13 protein-coding genes and 1 pseudogene are annotated in these 14,860 nt (G+C 57.5%); 3 read left to right on the top strand and 11 right to left on the bottom strand.

Translation table 11 applies throughout. From position 1 onward, the window contains the following. Positions 1 to 5 precede the first annotated feature (5 nt). Positions 6 to 935, bottom strand: a complete 930-nt coding sequence (locus tag PSQ19_RS16370) for a DUF308 domain-containing protein (protein WP_282218609.1) — start codon at positions 933 to 935, stop codon at positions 6 to 8. A 281-nt stretch (positions 936 to 1,216) separates the two neighbouring features. Here PSQ19_RS16370 and PSQ19_RS16365 point away from each other — a divergent pair. From PSQ19_RS16365 to PSQ19_RS16355, 3 genes and pseudogenes are all read left to right on the top strand, one after another. Next, positions 1,217 to 1,435 (top strand): annotated as a pseudogene (locus PSQ19_RS16365) (EAL domain-containing protein); the annotation flags it as partial. A gap of 28 nt (positions 1,436 to 1,463) precedes the next feature. Further along, on the top strand, positions 1,464 to 1,667 hold the full coding sequence (locus PSQ19_RS16360; RefSeq protein WP_282220727.1) for an EAL domain-containing protein: 204 nt from the start codon (positions 1,464 to 1,466) through the stop codon (positions 1,665 to 1,667). A 74-nt stretch (positions 1,668 to 1,741) separates the two neighbouring features. Continuing rightward, entirely contained in the window at positions 1,742 to 2,911 is a 1,170-nt protein-coding gene (locus PSQ19_RS16355) for a low temperature requirement protein A (protein WP_282218607.1), read from the top strand. Positions 2,912 to 3,000: 89 nt separating this feature from the next. On the opposite strand, the gene PSQ19_RS16350 is transcribed toward PSQ19_RS16355, so the two are convergent. The 10 genes from PSQ19_RS16350 to PSQ19_RS16305 all read right to left on the bottom strand — a co-directional run bounded on the left by PSQ19_RS16350 (position 3,001) and on the right by PSQ19_RS16305 (position 13,915). After that, the gene (locus PSQ19_RS16350) at positions 3,001 to 3,831 is read right to left on the bottom strand and encodes an HpcH/HpaI aldolase/citrate lyase family protein (protein ID WP_282218606.1); all 831 of its coding nucleotides are present in this window, start codon (positions 3,829 to 3,831) and stop codon (positions 3,001 to 3,003) included. Beyond that, on the bottom strand, positions 3,828 to 5,030 hold the full coding sequence (locus PSQ19_RS16345; protein ID WP_282218605.1) for a CaiB/BaiF CoA transferase family protein: 1,203 nt from the start codon (positions 5,028 to 5,030) through the stop codon (positions 3,828 to 3,830). The genes PSQ19_RS16350 and PSQ19_RS16345 overlap by 4 nt, the downstream gene beginning before the upstream one ends. After that, positions 5,030 to 6,088, bottom strand: coding sequence for an ABC transporter ATP-binding protein (locus PSQ19_RS16340; RefSeq protein ID WP_282218604.1), 1,059 nt, complete (start codon positions 6,086 to 6,088; stop codon positions 5,030 to 5,032). The genes PSQ19_RS16345 and PSQ19_RS16340 overlap by 1 nt, the downstream gene beginning before the upstream one ends. Continuing rightward, positions 6,075 to 8,126 (bottom strand): ADP-ribosylglycohydrolase family protein, encoded by a 2,052-nt coding sequence (locus tag PSQ19_RS16335; protein ID WP_282218603.1) that lies wholly within the window; start codon positions 8,124 to 8,126, stop codon positions 6,075 to 6,077. The genes PSQ19_RS16340 and PSQ19_RS16335 overlap by 14 nt, the downstream gene beginning before the upstream one ends. 104 nt (positions 8,127 to 8,230) lie before the next feature. Then, positions 8,231 to 9,412 (bottom strand): ADP-ribosylglycohydrolase family protein, encoded by a 1,182-nt coding sequence (locus PSQ19_RS16330; protein ID WP_282218602.1) that lies wholly within the window; start codon positions 9,410 to 9,412, stop codon positions 8,231 to 8,233. A gap of 64 nt (positions 9,413 to 9,476) precedes the next feature. Continuing rightward, a complete protein-coding gene (locus tag PSQ19_RS16325; RefSeq protein WP_282218601.1) occupies positions 9,477 to 10,904 on the bottom strand; it encodes an extracellular solute-binding protein in 1,428 nt (475 codons plus the stop codon). A 42-nt stretch (positions 10,905 to 10,946) separates the two neighbouring features. Then, the gene (locus PSQ19_RS16320; RefSeq protein WP_282218600.1) at positions 10,947 to 11,846 is read right to left on the bottom strand and encodes a carbohydrate ABC transporter permease; all 900 of its coding nucleotides are present in this window, start codon (positions 11,844 to 11,846) and stop codon (positions 10,947 to 10,949) included. Next, positions 11,846 to 12,856, bottom strand: a complete 1,011-nt coding sequence (locus tag PSQ19_RS16315) for an ABC transporter permease (RefSeq protein ID WP_282218599.1) — start codon at positions 12,854 to 12,856, stop codon at positions 11,846 to 11,848. Before PSQ19_RS16315 ends, PSQ19_RS16320 begins: the two co-directional genes overlap by 1 nt. 11 nt (positions 12,857 to 12,867) lie before the next feature. Further along, positions 12,868 to 13,116, bottom strand: a complete 249-nt coding sequence (locus tag PSQ19_RS16310) for a substrate-binding domain-containing protein (protein ID WP_282218598.1) — start codon at positions 13,114 to 13,116, stop codon at positions 12,868 to 12,870. Positions 13,117 to 13,123: 7 nt separating this feature from the next. Next, a complete protein-coding gene (locus tag PSQ19_RS16305) occupies positions 13,124 to 13,915 on the bottom strand; it encodes a LacI family DNA-binding transcriptional regulator (RefSeq protein WP_282218597.1) in 792 nt (263 codons plus the stop codon). Positions 13,916 to 14,860: the final 945 nt, after the last annotated feature.

The raw sequence follows: 14,860 nt of genomic DNA, 5'->3' as shown, positions 1-14,860 counted from the left end.
CGTCATCAGGTACCTGAGGGTCGAAGGCTCCAGCGCTCCAGACCTGTGGCCGCGTCGAGCGCGATCAACTCATTGGTAGCCGAACACATATAGATCGTGTTACCGATTTTTATCGGCGTGGTTTCAGGTGAGTATTTACCCTTGGTTTTTTCATTGGGCATATCGCCGGTTCGGAACTCCCACCGCTTTTCCAGCTTGCCGACATTCTCGACGTTGATCTGGTCCAACGGAGAATATCTGTCGGCCAGTGTACTGCCACCGTATGCGGGCCAATCGTCACCAGCCATGGCGATCGTTTCGGCCGGACGCGCCGGGGACGCGCTGATCGCTGCTTGTTTTGAATTTTCAGATAGCGTTGGCTTGGCCGCAGCGCCGTCTGGAAACGTCTCGGGCGCTGCCTGCGGTTTGCCCAAGGCAGCATCTGGCTGTGTCGCGGCCGCAGGATTGTCCTGAGCCTGGGCGCGCATGGTGCCGTCAAAAGGAAGACCGGCGACCGTCAGACCAACGACGATTATCGCAACCGCGGCCTGACGTCCTTGCGCCAAGACATCGTCGCGGGAGCGGTGGGAGGTGGGGTAAGAACGACGCCGCAGAGCCGGAATGCAGGCCAGAGCGAGTGCGAGCAACAGGGTCGGCGCAACCAGGCGCGGCACCTGTGCCCACCAATCAAGCCCCACCTCCCAAACCGCCCATATGCAGGTGAGAAGGTAGGTTATGCCATAAATATAAAGTCCTAACATGCGACCGGCCACGAATAGTGCACCGGCGAGGAGTAAACCGATCCCCGCAAATAGATAATACCAGGAGCCACCTAGGCTGGCGAGCCAAATGCCGCCACCGACGAGCACTATGCCGATGGTAATCAAAACAGCACCAACTATGGCAGTCGTCCAAAATGCGATGGGGTGCTTTTGGCGGGAACTGCTGTCGCTCATATCATCCTCCGGGCGCAACTGATTGCATGCGAACAAATATGAAACGATTGGCCGATGCTTAGGTTCCAGCCACGCTTGTCAGCGGGAAGCTAAAATCCCCGAACAGTTTGCACAAAATGTCAGGCAGGGTGACAAGTTCAACAGAACGGCGCAGGAAGCGCGAAACTGTTGCATCATCAAGACTTGGGCATCGGCATCCCTAGCAAGCCATGCCACTACATCTGTCCCAGAACGAGTTTTGCAAATCCGCAAATAACAATTAACTCGACACCCAGGCCAACCCTCAGCGGCTGATACTCGAATTGACCGAAAGCGTATTGGTGACCGAAATGGAGTTGGTCATCGCCAAACTCAATTCGTTGCGCGATTTAGGCATTACCATCGCCCTCGACGATTTCGGTACTGGCTTTTCCTCGCTGGGTTATTTGCGTCGTTTACCCATCCAACAGATCAAGATCGACCGAAGTTTCGTGCAGGATGCGGTGAACGAGCTCGCGTAGCGCCTCGCTCGTCAAGAATGTCGTTCATATCGGCCGCGACCTCGGTTACACCGTACTGGCCGAAGGGGTGGAAACGATTGAACAGCACGACCTGCTGGCTCAGGTCGGCAGCACGTTGTTTCAAGGCTATCTCTATGGCAAGCCAATGGCATTGGCAGATTTTGGGCAGCGCATCGAGGTTGAGGCAAAAATGCTTGGTCCCAACACCATCGCGCGGGGGCGACCAGGTTAATATGCGGTAACACTATGCTGCTACCGTGAACGGAGTAGCTTCGGAACAGTCACCACGGAAAAATCAGGATCAATATGACGCAGGACAGCTTCTTCAACTTCGTCGCTCGCGATCCTGACGAGGCTCACCGCCCCTCGACGCCGCTGGAACTGATGTTCGATCTGGCGTCGGTCATTGCCATTGCCGCCGCTGCTCACGGACTCGCTCACTCGGTGGAAGAGGCCCATCTATTACAAGGGGTGATCGGGTTCATATGCAGCTTCTTCATGATCTGGTGGGCCTGGATGAATTACACTTGGTTCGCATCCGCCTATGACGACAACTCCTCGGTCTTTCGCATCATCACCATGGTCATAATGTTTGGCGCGCTGATGCTGGCAGCGGGCATTGGGGCGGTTTTCGAGCATGAGCGAATATGGCTGGCACTTATGGGTTTCGTTGTCATGCGGCTCGGGATGGCGGCGTTTTGGCTGGGCGCGGCGAGAGGTGACCCGGAGCATCGACCAACAGCGTTGCGCTACGCCGGCGGCATCACCGTGATGCAAATATATTGGATCACCTTCGTCGTGCTCGTACCACCAAGTGCGATGATTTATCTGCCGCTGTTTGTTGTCGGGGCCGTGGGCGAACTGGCAGTTCCGGCCCTAGCGGAGCGTTACGGGGTCACCACATGGCATCGGCATCACATGGTCGAACGCTACGGCCTGCTGAACATCATCGTTTTGGGTGAAGCATTCATTGCGATTACCGCAATGATTCAACTCGGAAATGGCGCAGCGTTTCCTGATCCAAAATTTCTTTGGCTTGCAATCTTGTCGGCAATCATCGCCTTCTCGCTATGGGGCGTTTATTTTACCGACGACGACCAACTTGAGAGTGACGAGCTTAGACATGCGCTGCTCTGGGGCTATGGTCATTTCATGCTCTTCTCGGCCGGCGCGGCAACTGGGGCCGGCATGATTGTCATGCTGAGCATTCTCGACGATTCCGCCCATGTTGCGCCGCAGGTTGGTGTTCTGGCAACTGCGATCCCCATCGCGATCTATCTGGGCACCCTTTGGGTCATCCGCGATCGGATCTGCCTTGATGGTGTAGGGCGCTGGTTGCTGCTGGCGGTCGCCATTTTGATCCTGCTGGTTGGATTAGCAGCACCATTTGCGCTGGAACTCATAGTCGCGCTTCTGGTGGCAACCGCATTACTCCGGCGAGCGATGGACCGCAGGAAAACCGCGAGAGCATCATGAGCGCTTTAAGTGCTACATCGGGATCCCGCTTGAGGGCAGTTTACGCTCGTACATTCTGGATGAGATTCATGACCTATGCGATCCTAAATTCATGAATCGTCCTGGCGGGCCCGACTGGCGATGCTTCGGGCGCGCGCGACAATGGGGGCATCCACCATGCGGCCATCCAGTGAAAATGAGCCTTGTTGATGGTCGGCCTTGGCCAAGACCCGTGTAGCCCAATCGAGTTGCTCAGAACTAGGTAGAAAACCGGCGTTGAGGTGCGGCACGACGCCAGGATGGACGCAAGTTGCGCCATCAAACCCGTGCTCCTGCGCTTCTTGCACCGCCATCTTGATGGCATCGAGATCGGCGTAATCTGCCACCGACCGAAGCAGACCGAATGACAACAGTCCCTGGGCCTTGGCGGCATAATGCACCAGTAGTTTGGGTAGGTGCAGTACGGCGGGCGTTGGCTGCGCACCAAGCGTCAATGCCAGATCCTCGCCGCCCAGGGCGAGTCCGAGCAATCGTGGTGCTCGCGCTATGGCGGCGGCATTTAGCACGGCACCGGGACTTTCGAGCAGGGCCACAAACTGCATGGCAGGACGGGCGCATTCATTTTCGACCGGCTCCAGCAGGGTTGCCAGATCGACCAATGTTTCGGGCCGCTGGACCTTGGGCAATAATAGTCCGTCCGCGCGGGCACGACACGCTGCCCGAGCATCGTCGTCGGAACCGGGGTTTATTCGAACAAATACCTTGGCCCCACCGCTTCGAGCCAATACAACGCTCGCGGCCAAACCGTCACGCGCCGCTGATTTGTGCTCCGGCGGCACGGAATCTTCCAGATCAAGTATGATGGCATCGGCGCCCCGTTGATGCGCCTTGGCGAGAAAACGTTCAGAATGGGCCGGCACGTAGAGAAGCGAACGGATCATGGCATGATTTTCGCGATGGCAGCGTCATCAATACCGGCTTCGCACAGCACCTCAGCGGTGTGTTGGCCAAGGGCAGGCGCTGGCCGCCGCCACACGCCGGGCGTGGCCGACAGCCGCGGAACGATATTGTGCATGGGCAGGGTGCCAAAGGTCTCGTCCTCAACATCAACGATGATTTCGCGGACATCAAAATGGATGTCGGCCATGGCATCGGCGATATTGTAGATCGGGCCGACTGTAGCGCCCGCCTCGCGCAGGATCTCCAGGGCCTCGGCGCTATCACGGTCCGCAAACCACGCCCCCACTGCCTCGTCGACCAGCGTCCGGTGCTGTACCCGATCAGAATTGGATGAAAAGCGCGGATCCTGGTTCATATCGGACCTTCCGATAATCTCGAAAATGCGTCGCGCGAGGGCTGGCGTCGAACCGGACAGGGCCAGATATTTGCCATCAGCGCAACGATAGACATTGCGTGGTGAGGCAGTATTGGAGGCGCTACCGACTCGCTGCTTGATCTTGCCGGTCACAGTGTGAATTGCCGCTTCGGGGCCAAGAACAGAGAACATCGGCTCGAGGAGCGACAGGTCGATCACCTGTCCTTCGGCCTTGCCTGACTGGCGGGCAAAGAGTGCCATCGCTGTTGCCGAAGCGCCGTAGATACCGGCGATCATATCGGCCAGCGCCAGTGGTGGCAGCACCGGTTCACGGTCGGCAAAGCCTGTGCGATCGGCAAAACCGCTCATGGCCTCGATGATGGTGCCAAAGCCCGGATATTGCGCATAGGGACCGGTTTGCCCGAAACCGGAAATGCGCACGACGATGAGGTTTGGATTTCGTGCCAGAAGCTGCTCGGGGCCAAGTCCCATAGCTTCGAGCGTGCCGGGCCGATAGTTCTCGATGAACACATCAGCACTGTCGATCATTGTCCAGAGCGCCTGCATGGCGTCGGCCTGCCGCAAGTTGAGGACCACCGAACGCTTGTTGCGACCATAGGTCTTCCAGAACAGAGAATGGTCATCGTCTTTCCACGCGCGCAACGGATCACCTGCGGGCGGTTCGATCTTTATTACATCGGCGCCAAAATCGGCCAACTGCAAGCTGAGCATGTTGCCAGCCATAAGCCGCGACAGATCGAGAACCCGGACGCCGTCCAGCGGGCCTGTTGCAGCGGGATCAAAATGACGAGTCGGATTTCGCATCAGCGCAGCCGCAGGCCGGTGGACTTGTCGAAGATGAACAGTCGATCCGGATCTATAACCAGATGAACCGTGTCATCGGGCTTAAGCAGTGCATGGTCACGCACGACCACTGAGATGTCTTCATTGCCGACTCGCGCCAATACTTCCTGGGCATCACCAGTTGGCTCCACCACCAAAACAGTCGCTGGCACCCCGACCGCGCCAAGTGTGATGTGCTGCGGTCGGACGCCATAGACGATCTCGGTGCCCACCGCGATATCGAGCGATGTGGGCAACGGCATCGGCTGTCCGCCGTTAATCTTGATATCCCTACCACCCTCATAGCGCGTTTCGAACAGATTGATTTCGGGCGAGCCGATAAAACCGGCGACGAACAAGTTGGTTGGATCATTATATAGTTCCAGCGGCGCCCCCGACTGCTCAATGCGACCACCATTGAGGACAACAATCTTGTCAGCCATGGTCATGGCTTCGGTCTGGTCGTGAGTCACATAGACCATGGTTTTGCCTAGTCGCTGGTGCAATCGCTTTATCTCGCCACGCATCTTGACGCGCAGTTTGGCATCCAGGTTTGATAGTGGCTCATCAAACAGAAAGGCACGCGGATTTCGAACAATGGCGCGCCCCATGGCGACGCGTTGGCGCTGGCCACCAGAGAGTTCACGCGGCAGGCGATCAAGCAGGTCATCGAGTCCCAGTATCTCGGCGGCGTCCGCCACACGCTGCTTGATTTCGGTCTTGGATTTCCTCGCCAATCGCAGCGAGAAACTCATATTGTCGGCGACCTTCATGTGTGGATAGAGCGCGTAAGACTGGAACACCATGGCGATATCGCGCTCCTTGGCTGGCATGTTGTTGACGACCTTGCCGCCGATAGTGATCTGGCCGGAGGTAATATCCTCAAGGCCAGCAATCATCCGCAAAAGCGTTGACTTGCCACAGCCGGAGGGCCCGACCAGTACCACGAATTCGCCATCGCCCATTTCGAGCGAAATGTCGTTGAGCACGATAACCTGGCCATACTTCTTGCCGACATGCTTGAGTTCAATTTCTGACATGTTGGTCCTCCTTGCGGCTTATACCGTCTCGACGATCTCGATACGCCCAACACTCATGCGACCGGCCGAAGCCAGCCGTAGCCCCGCCATGCCATGGGCGTAAGCAGTGTCGGTTGCGGTGAGCAATTCCTCGCCATCGATCGCAAAACTTAGCGTGTCGCCTTTCACGATGAACGCGAACAGATAGGCTCTTTCCAGTCTCGACTTTAAACGGCGCACGGGCCAGTATTGTTGTGCCAAAATCCTCTTTGAGGATGACAATTTCATCCCCCGCAATCCCCGCAGCATAGAACCTCCCGGTCCCTTGCACCCGCGCCGTCAGCAGTTGCGAAGTGCCCGACAGGCGTTGAATATCGGCGCTGACCTCCATGTTTTTTGCATAATAATGCCCGGTCCACATGTCGGCGTCGCCTGCGGTGTGACCATGGATACGGCCGCCCTGCTTGGTCCAGTGACCACGATTGAAGGTGAAGCGCGTGATAGCACCCCATTCCTGTGTTTCAGTCTCGGGCTCGATTATTGTGCGCCCGGCACCCTCAACCTTGAAATCGGCAAGGAACAGTCGCCCGAGAAATTTTAGCCGGCCGAAATATTCGATCGAGATACCGATTTCGTCGATGGCTTCATCGCCCTTGGGTATAACGAAGCAATAGTCCTGCCAGCCCTCCACCGAGGGCACGGCCCAGGCGCCAGTTTCCTCAATTGTCTGGCTCATGGTTCGCCTTACATAGGGCGCCACCCGCAGGTTGCCGTCACCGTTCCACGGATCAAGCCAGAGCTTGAAGCTGACGGTTTGCCCTGCATCCACAACGGGCGTGAACATCGGACGATAGCGCTCATCGTCAAAATCGCTGCGTCGATAAAAAGGCTTCCAGAACACTCGGCCGCCCTGCCCGCGCTCCAACCGGTCGAGCTGAATTTCGAGCGCGCCTCGAGAACCTTCCACGTGCCGTTCCCCCGACCCTTTCAGGCTGATCTGATTGAATCCCTCGGTGCGGAATCCATGGGTCGAGCCCGGCAGGTCAAAATCAAAGCGCAAACCGCGCCGCGTCATGTCCTCGAGCCACAAATCGGGTACATCGCGCCCTGCCAGTTGGAGCGCCAGAACCGTCAATTCACGCGCAAGGCTCGGGATGTCGACAATATTGATCGAACCCACGATGCCTGAGGCAACCAGAAAATCATTGATTGGTTGGCGATATTTGTCCCAGTCCGCGTGCAGGCCCTGGAAGGTGGCGACGATGGCGGCGGCGTTGCCCGCATTGCAGTCCGTGTCCCAGCCCGACATCGTTGCGATCTCGGCGGTGCGCGGCAGATCGCCCTTGCCATAAAGGATAGCCATGATGGTCACGCCGGCGTTCGGAATAATGTGGCAAACGCCGGGATAGCGGTCGTAGCCCCAGTCGGCGGTCAACATCTCGCGGCAGGCGCGCCAGTCCTCAGGGTGTGCCTTGAAGAATTCGATCACGGCGCTGCAAACAAGCGCATAGGTCGAACCGGAATCGATGGTCGACATTGCGGTCTCGACAATTTCCTCAATGCTAGTCGCCTCGAAAGCAGCGGCGATCGCCGCGGCGCAGAAACGGGCGCCATTGAGACCCTCGCCGTCATGGGCGACGCTGGCCGCCATGGCCGACATTTCGGCGGCACGTTGCGGATTTCCGGGATTGACCCAGCCCCAACTGTCGATAAAAATTTGCCCGCCGATCTGCTCGGCCACCGTGGTGCCATTCTGGGCGATTGATCCAGACTGCGGTGCCGGGATCCCGGCGCGCAGGTTGCGGTACGCGGTATGTTCGGTGGATATGCCAAAACCACCCCACCAATACATGCCATGCTCTTCAGCGGCATAGTTGAGCCAAGTCTTGCCAACGTCCTCAGCGGTTGCATTCAACCCGTAGTCGCGCAGGGCGCGGATGAAATAAACGGGGCCGTTAGTGTCATCGTCTGCAGCGAAATTCTTGAAATCGCGCAAGTATCGGGTGACCTCGCCATAGGTTTTCTGGACACGCTCATAGGCTCCATATTGTGGGTTCAACCGGAGCACCCAAGCGCACACCGATAGCTTTGCCGATGAAACCGGCGTAGATTTTTTCAAGTATTTGCGTTTCGGAGAGCATCAGGCATCTTTCGTAGTAGAGATCAGGAAACCATAATTGGCGTCATCAGGGCGGCGCGCGCCGCGTCACGATCAGCTGCAGCGATGCGATCGGCGGTGAGTATATTGCCGGCAGCTACGGCGAAAGCGTCGGCGGCAAGGGTGAGATCAAGGCGATTGGCGGCGTCGATCTGGGCAAGGTCGCTTGGCTTGATGACATCCTCGCCATGAAGCGCGCCCAAGATGGCGCCAGCCATGACGCCAATGGAATCGGTATCGCGACCTGAGTTGATGCCGTCCTCGATCGAGCGGTGAAAGTCACCATCGTTCAGCAAGCAAAAGCCTAGCGCCAGCGGCAATTCCTCAATGGCCTGCAGCCGCGACGGCCGATAGGCGTCAGTGAGCCGTCCAACCTTTTCGGGCATATGGTTCAAGTCATCGCCCATCACCGAATAGCGGGCGATCCTGACATGGAAGGCATCGCAGGCGGCCGAGTGGTCGGCGCCGGCGCGGCGCAGTTCTCGCGCTGTTTCAGCAATATCGGCAATAGCAGCCCTCGTACCATCCTTGGTAAGGTCCAACACCGTATTGACAATCGCTTCGATGTTGCCGTCCGGCAGGAGAGCCGCAGCAACCGCTGCTGCCATCGCACCCGCGGCTTCCAGTCCGTAGCTTTCCTGGTGACCCGAGGCGAAGGCAATTGCCTCGTCATAGGCAGCCTTTGGATCGGCCGCGTTCACCACACCGACAGGGGCGATATACATGGCGGCGCCGCAGTTGACCATGTTGCCGATACCACCCTGTCGCGGATCGCAATTTGCCAACTGGTGCCGCTGAAATATCCATTTCTCGGGGTAGAACAGGCGATCGATCAGCATTGCCTCGCGCTGTAATTCAGGCACCCAGCGCGGCGTCCATGCGATCTGGCGCACCATGCTGTCTGCCATGTCCCAAGCATCGAGATGCCGTCCGACATCGGCGTAGATGTCCATCAATGCCAGCGTCATCAGCGTGTCATCGGTGATGATGCCGTCACCACGCACCCTATGGTTTCGCTGTTCAGGGGGCAGGTCCATCTTGTGCCAACGTGTCATCAGCGATGTCACCCGGCCATAGCGTTCCTTTATCTGGGCCGCGGAGAGTTTTTCTACCGGCGCGCCCAAGGAATCGCCAAGCGCCACGCCATGCAGGAGACCGCGGACGCGGCCGCGTAAGTTTTTCGGCATCTTCAACCTGTCCGTTTGATTTCAGCGTGGGGTTTCTGCCATGGCAGAAACCCCGGATTCGAATCTATTGGTCCAACACGGTCGCTGCATATTCAGCCATCCGGGCACCTCCGGCGGCGTTATATTCTGCAACAAACTCGTCCCATTGCGCCAGGTCGGCCTGGCCGGTGATGAACTTGGCAACCCAAGCACGATATACTTGTTCGGTTGCGTCGACATCAGCGGCATAGTCCGCTGGCCAGACAAAGGCATTGTCCGGTGTGAAGTCGGCCTTGACGGTATCGAGCGCGGCCTGTGCGGTAGGGCTCAGCAGCGGCGTGGGTGGCGTCCAATTGGCAGCGTTGAAGAAGCGGGCGTACCAGGTCGAAATCTGGTCAGTGAAGGTTACCGCACCGCTCGCGTCCTTGGTGTACTGTTCACCCTCAAATCCCATGCGATCGATATCCTGACCCTGCTTGGATGCCATGAAGTCAAGAACCTTGAAAGCCTCGTCCTTATGCTCGGAAATTGACGAGATCGCCCATCCGCGCGATTCCTTGGACACGTCGACTGCTGCCAGCCCCTTCCCACCAGGGCCCGAGGGGACCGGCAGCAGGGTCAGGGTAATGTCCTCGCCCGGATGGGCCTGGCGCATCTTGCCTGAGTAGATGTCGATCACTTCGGGCGACGAACCAAAGATGACACCGGCCTTACCGGTATAAAATTTATCTTCCTTCACGTCATAGGTGTTGGTGACATATTCCTTGTCAAACAAACCCTTGCTGGCGAGATTGGTATAAAATGCAAGTTTGGACTTTTCGGCATCGGTGACGCGCGAATTGACCCATGAGCCAGAGCCGTCCTTCATCCAGGTCCCGGTTACACCAAATGCCTGATTGAAAATCGAATCCAACTCGTTGGTGTTGCCATAGCCCGACAGGCCCAAAGTGTTGCCCGGGGTCCCGTCGCCATCGAGATCGGCGTCATGAATGGCCTGGAACAGAGCCTCATACTCCTCGACCGTAGTCGGTGGCTCCATGCCCAACTTATCGAGCCAGTCCTGGCGGATGACAGGTTGGGGCGCGCGTGGCGGGTAGACATAGAGAAGGTAAGGATAGTTGCTGAGACGGTCGACATTGTGCGGCCAGAGCGCGTCCTTGATGTACTCAGATTTTTCAATCCAGGGGTTAAGTTCTTCGAGGATTCCCTGTTCGGCCATCTTCTGGTCGCCACCCTGAAAATACATGATGTCTGGAATGTCACCAGACAGCAGCATCACGCCCAGCGCGTCGGCATAACCCGCCCCCGGCATGTCGATGATCTGGATATCAACATCAGTGCCTGCAGCCTTGAGTGCCGCCTCAATGGCGTCTATTTCCTTGACGTCATCGGGGTTGGTTGTCAGCAAGTCCTTGCTGACAAGCCGCAGCGTTGTCTGGGCCAATACCGGGGCGGCAAGCGCCCCGAGCAAGACCATGGTGGCGGTTGTTGTAAGCAGTGTTCTACGAAGCATGGATTGTCTCCTCCCTTGTGCATTCGTGTTTCGGTCGAGCCGTCATCCCTTCAGCGCCCCGGACATCGTGCCCTTGGTGAAGAATTTCAGGATGAGCGGATAGATGGCCAGGATCGGCAGGATCGTGATGAGGATCATGCCGGCCTTGAGCGCCCTGATATTGATCTGGGCGAGGCCGATATTGTTGTTGGCATTGTTGGCGCCGACGATGGCCACCTTGTCGCCTTCGATGACGAACTGACGCAGCACCACCTGTAGCGGCCATTTGCTCTGGTCGTTGAGGTAGATCATCGCCCGGAAAAACTCGTTCCAGTGCAATACCAGATAAAACAGGGCGATAGTCGCGAGCGCCGACTTGGCCAGCGGCAACACGACCATGAAAAAGGTCTGGAACGGGTTGGCGCCGTCGAGTTCAGCGGCTTCAAGCAGTTCGGTGGGAATTTCCTCGAAAAATCGGATCAGGATGATCAGGTACCAAGCGCTGATCGCCTTATACATGATAACCGACCACGGCGTATTGAGCAGGCCCATGCGTTTCATCAGGAAATAGTCGGGAATGATGCCCGGCTCAAAGACAATGGTCACCAGCACCAACAGGAAGATGATGCGTCGGCCCGGCAGGCCCGGCCGTGACATGCCCCACGCCATGAGAGCAGTGCCCATCACGCCGATAGCGACGCTCGTCGCCGTCATCCATACCGAGTTGAAGATGCCGCGCTGCACATTGGGATGCTGCAATAACAACAGCCAGACATCGGGTGAGAAGCCATCGGGAATGATCGACAGGCCCGAGAACCCGGCAATCCGGCTCGGCTCGGACAGCGATAGGGCAAGCAAGTTCAAAAGCGGTTGCAGGGTGAACACCACCAGCAGCAACAGGGTCGACACAATCAAGACCTGTTCGACGCGTTCTAGTGGGGTTCGGAGCGATTGGCTTGCCATCACCATACCCCCTTGCCGGTCAGCCGTTTACTGACACCGTGCGAGATCAAGACCAACGCCATGCCAATGATCGCCTTGAACAGGCCAGCAGCCGTTGCCAGTGCATATTCGCCGGTCGACAGGCCGATGCGATAGACATAAGTATCGATGATATCGATGGTGGAGGCATTCACAGCGTTCTGCATGTTGATGATCTGGTTGAGATCGGCAGACAGGAACATGCCCATGTTGAGGATGAAAAGCGTCGCGATGGTCGGCACGATTCCGGGAATTGTCACGTTCCAAATTTTCTGCCAACGATTGGCACCATCCATTTCCGCCGCCTCATAAAGCTGGGGATCGATGGCAAAAATGGCGGCGAGGTAAAGCAGGCTGTCCCAACCCGCCGAACGCCAGATCTCGGATATTACAAGCACCCAACGTATGGTGCCGTTATTGGTCATATAGCTAATGGGTTGGAATCCCATCGACTGCGCGACCTGATTGACAGCGCCGTTGGTGGGCGAGAGCAGCGCGATAAAAACACCAGCGATGACCACCCAGGAGAGGAAGTGCGGCAGGTAGATTGCCGACTGGACAAAAACGCGCAACCTGCCGCCGCGCACCTCGTTGAGCAACAGCGCCACCATAATCGGAACGGGAAAGACAAAGAGGATTTTCATCCCCGAAATGATCAAGGTGTTGGCAACGACCTGATAGAAGATCGGCGAGGCAAACAGCACCTGGAAGTTCTTCAGTCCGACCCAGATATTGGGGGGGATGATGCGAACCTGTTCGAAGGCCATCTTGGCTTCCCAGATCGGCACATAGTGCCAGATGAAGAAAAACAGCAGGCCCGGCGCCATCATGGCGTAATAGGGCCACCAATGGCGCGCTCCAGCGGCAAATCTCTCCGCGCGCGTGCCAGCGTTGTCCGTGTCATTAACAGCCGAGTCATCATACACTGCGAACTTAACGGGAACGTTCCCATTTCCGCCAGAACCAACAGCGCCTTCCGTCCTCTGAGGCATATAAGTTCCTCCTATCCGGCAGCCCGGCGCTGCGGGGCCTGCTCGGTCAGTTTAGTGATTGAACCCCGTTCCACCAGCCGGCACGGCATATATATCCGACGGTGTTCGGGTCGATGCTCTATCTCGTCGAAAAGCCCCTCGACTGCCCGCTCACCAATTTCCCGGCCAGGCTTGGCAATTGTGGTGAGGCCAGGCCAGGCGAATTCACCGGAGGGAATACCATCAAATCCCATGATTGAGACATCGCCGGGGCAGCTCAAACCAACCTCACGAGCCTGCCATCATGGCCCCAAGCGCCATCATGTCATTGGCGGCAAAAACGGCCACATGCCCCAAATGCGGCCTTTCCAGAAGCCGCCGCATCGCATGGCGCCCGCCTTCGACGGTATACTCGCCGTCCTCAAGTGCAAGGATGGCTGGATCGACATCGCGTTCGACGCAGTGTTCGTGCACCGTGCGCAGGAACCGCGCCCGTGCCAGCCGTGACTTAGGACCGAGAATGAGGCTCGGCGCCTCGTGGCCGTTACTTACCAGATGATCCAACCCCAGCCGCACCGCTTGCCCGATATCCGATCCGACGCTTGAAACATCGGGGAAACGTTCGGCGCTTGAGCCGATAAAGACGAATGGCAGACCGAACCGGTCCAGATCATCGAAATTGTCCGCCACCGGATTGATGATGGCGCCATCAACCCGCGCCCGGCGCAAGGCCCGAAGATGCGCGGACTCCGCGGCGGGATCCCAATCGGAGGAGAAGATCAACAACGACGCACCACTTCGAACGGCGCGATCCTGCGCCCCGCGCGCCACGTCGGCCCAGAAAGGATTGGTGATATCGGGAATTACCAGACCCAGCATGCCGCTGCGCCCTGACCGCATGCCCACGGCCAGGTGATTACGCTCGTAACCTACGGCCATGGCCGCCTTAACCACACGCTCACGGGTTTGCTCGGTAATATTGGACGAACCAGTCAAGGCCCGCGCCGCCGTGCTCTTGGACACACCAGCGCGCTTTGCGACGTCGATGATTGTCGGACGACGACTACGGCTCTGATTCATGATCCATCCCTTGATGCCACTGGCATCCAAGTCACGTCCCTTTTCATCGTGGGAACGTTACCGCGAATCTCACTATTGTCAACTCCTTTGATACTGGAATCGCGGTATCCCTCGTGATCGAGCCGGCAACTCCGAGAACGGCAATAGAACTCGCGTCAGGTATTGCCATAACCATAATTGGCCTCAACCAGCGACGGACTGCGCAGGCGCCTGCAACGCTGAATGGGCGGCCGCGTGCTGGAGGGCGACTATCGTCGCACGATGACAGTGACACCATCGCAAACGTTAAAACCAACGCCCCGACAGCCAACCGGAGACTTGGGCACAATATTGGCGTGCCGGCGGGACCGGCCGGTTATGGTCGGTCTTGCGTCAGAATCCAGTTCTTGCCCCAACTCTGTCTCGCAGCGAAACATGGTGAAACGGCCACAGACCGCCTCAGTTTCCAGCCTGTCGATCAGTGCGGCACACCGTGCTTTCTGTGATAACTCCGCTGCATAAAGCCGCGTCGCCCAATCCAGCATATCCCAATAGCAGACGGCCCCCAACTTACTCCTCAAGATGCGAGACTCGGCATGGATCGCGTCTTCATTCCCGCTTTTTGCATGAAAGGCAATTGATATGGCACGTAATAGGGTAGCACGGGTCAGTGTGGACACTTCCAGTACTGGCAAAATCAAATCGGTAGCGATCACGACGGAAGATGGTTTGATCTTTGAGCTGACTGGCACCGGGAACCGAAACAAAGGATTCAAAGTAGACACTGACGACGCCCACTATTCCGGGGCGGTCTCGTTGATAATGATGGCCCATTCACGTGATGAGGTCGTACATGTGCGTCATTCTGGTGTGGGTCATCTGATTTTTGGAGGCGCCGCCGCAGCTGCCAGCCGACAGAAAACCTATATGGCCAAGGCGGTTGGCCTGGGAGCGAATCCTGAGACT

The organism is Devosia algicola (assembly GCF_028816455.1).
GTDB lineage: Bacteria > Pseudomonadota > Alphaproteobacteria > Rhizobiales > Devosiaceae > Devosia > Devosia algicola.
The sequence above is the reverse complement of the archived record's forward strand: the minus strand, read 5'-3'. Positions and strand labels throughout refer to the sequence as shown.

Bases quoted from the DNA above. Each gene is read 5' to 3' on its own strand.
- PSQ19_RS16370 (WP_282218609.1), bottom strand. From the start codon at position 935: ATGAGCGACAGCAGTTCCCGCCAAAAGCACCCCATCGCATTTTGGACG.
- PSQ19_RS16355 (WP_282218607.1), top strand. From the start codon at position 1,742: ATGACGCAGGACAGCTTCTTCAACTTCGTCGCTCGCGATCCTGACGAG.
- PSQ19_RS16350 (WP_282218606.1), bottom strand. From the start codon at position 3,831: ATGATCCGTTCGCTTCTCTACGTGCCGGCCCATTCTGAACGTTTTCTC.
- PSQ19_RS16345 (WP_282218605.1), bottom strand. From the start codon at position 5,030: ATGCGAAATCCGACTCGTCATTTTGATCCCGCTGCAACAGGCCCGCTG.
- PSQ19_RS16340 (WP_282218604.1), bottom strand. From the start codon at position 6,088: ATGTCAGAAATTGAACTCAAGCATGTCGGCAAGAAGTATGGCCAGGTT.
- PSQ19_RS16330 (WP_282218602.1), bottom strand. From the start codon at position 9,412: ATGCCGAAAAACTTACGCGGCCGCGTCCGCGGTCTCCTGCATGGCGTG.
- PSQ19_RS16325 (WP_282218601.1), bottom strand. From the start codon at position 10,904: ATGCTTCGTAGAACACTGCTTACAACAACCGCCACCATGGTCTTGCTC.
- PSQ19_RS16320 (WP_282218600.1), bottom strand. From the start codon at position 11,846: ATGGCAAGCCAATCGCTCCGAACCCCACTAGAACGCGTCGAACAGGTC.
- PSQ19_RS16315 (WP_282218599.1), bottom strand. From the start codon at position 12,856: ATGCCTCAGAGGACGGAAGGCGCTGTTGGTTCTGGCGGAAATGGGAAC.
- PSQ19_RS16305 (WP_282218597.1), bottom strand. From the start codon at position 13,915: ATGAATCAGAGCCGTAGTCGTCGTCCGACAATCATCGACGTCGCAAAG.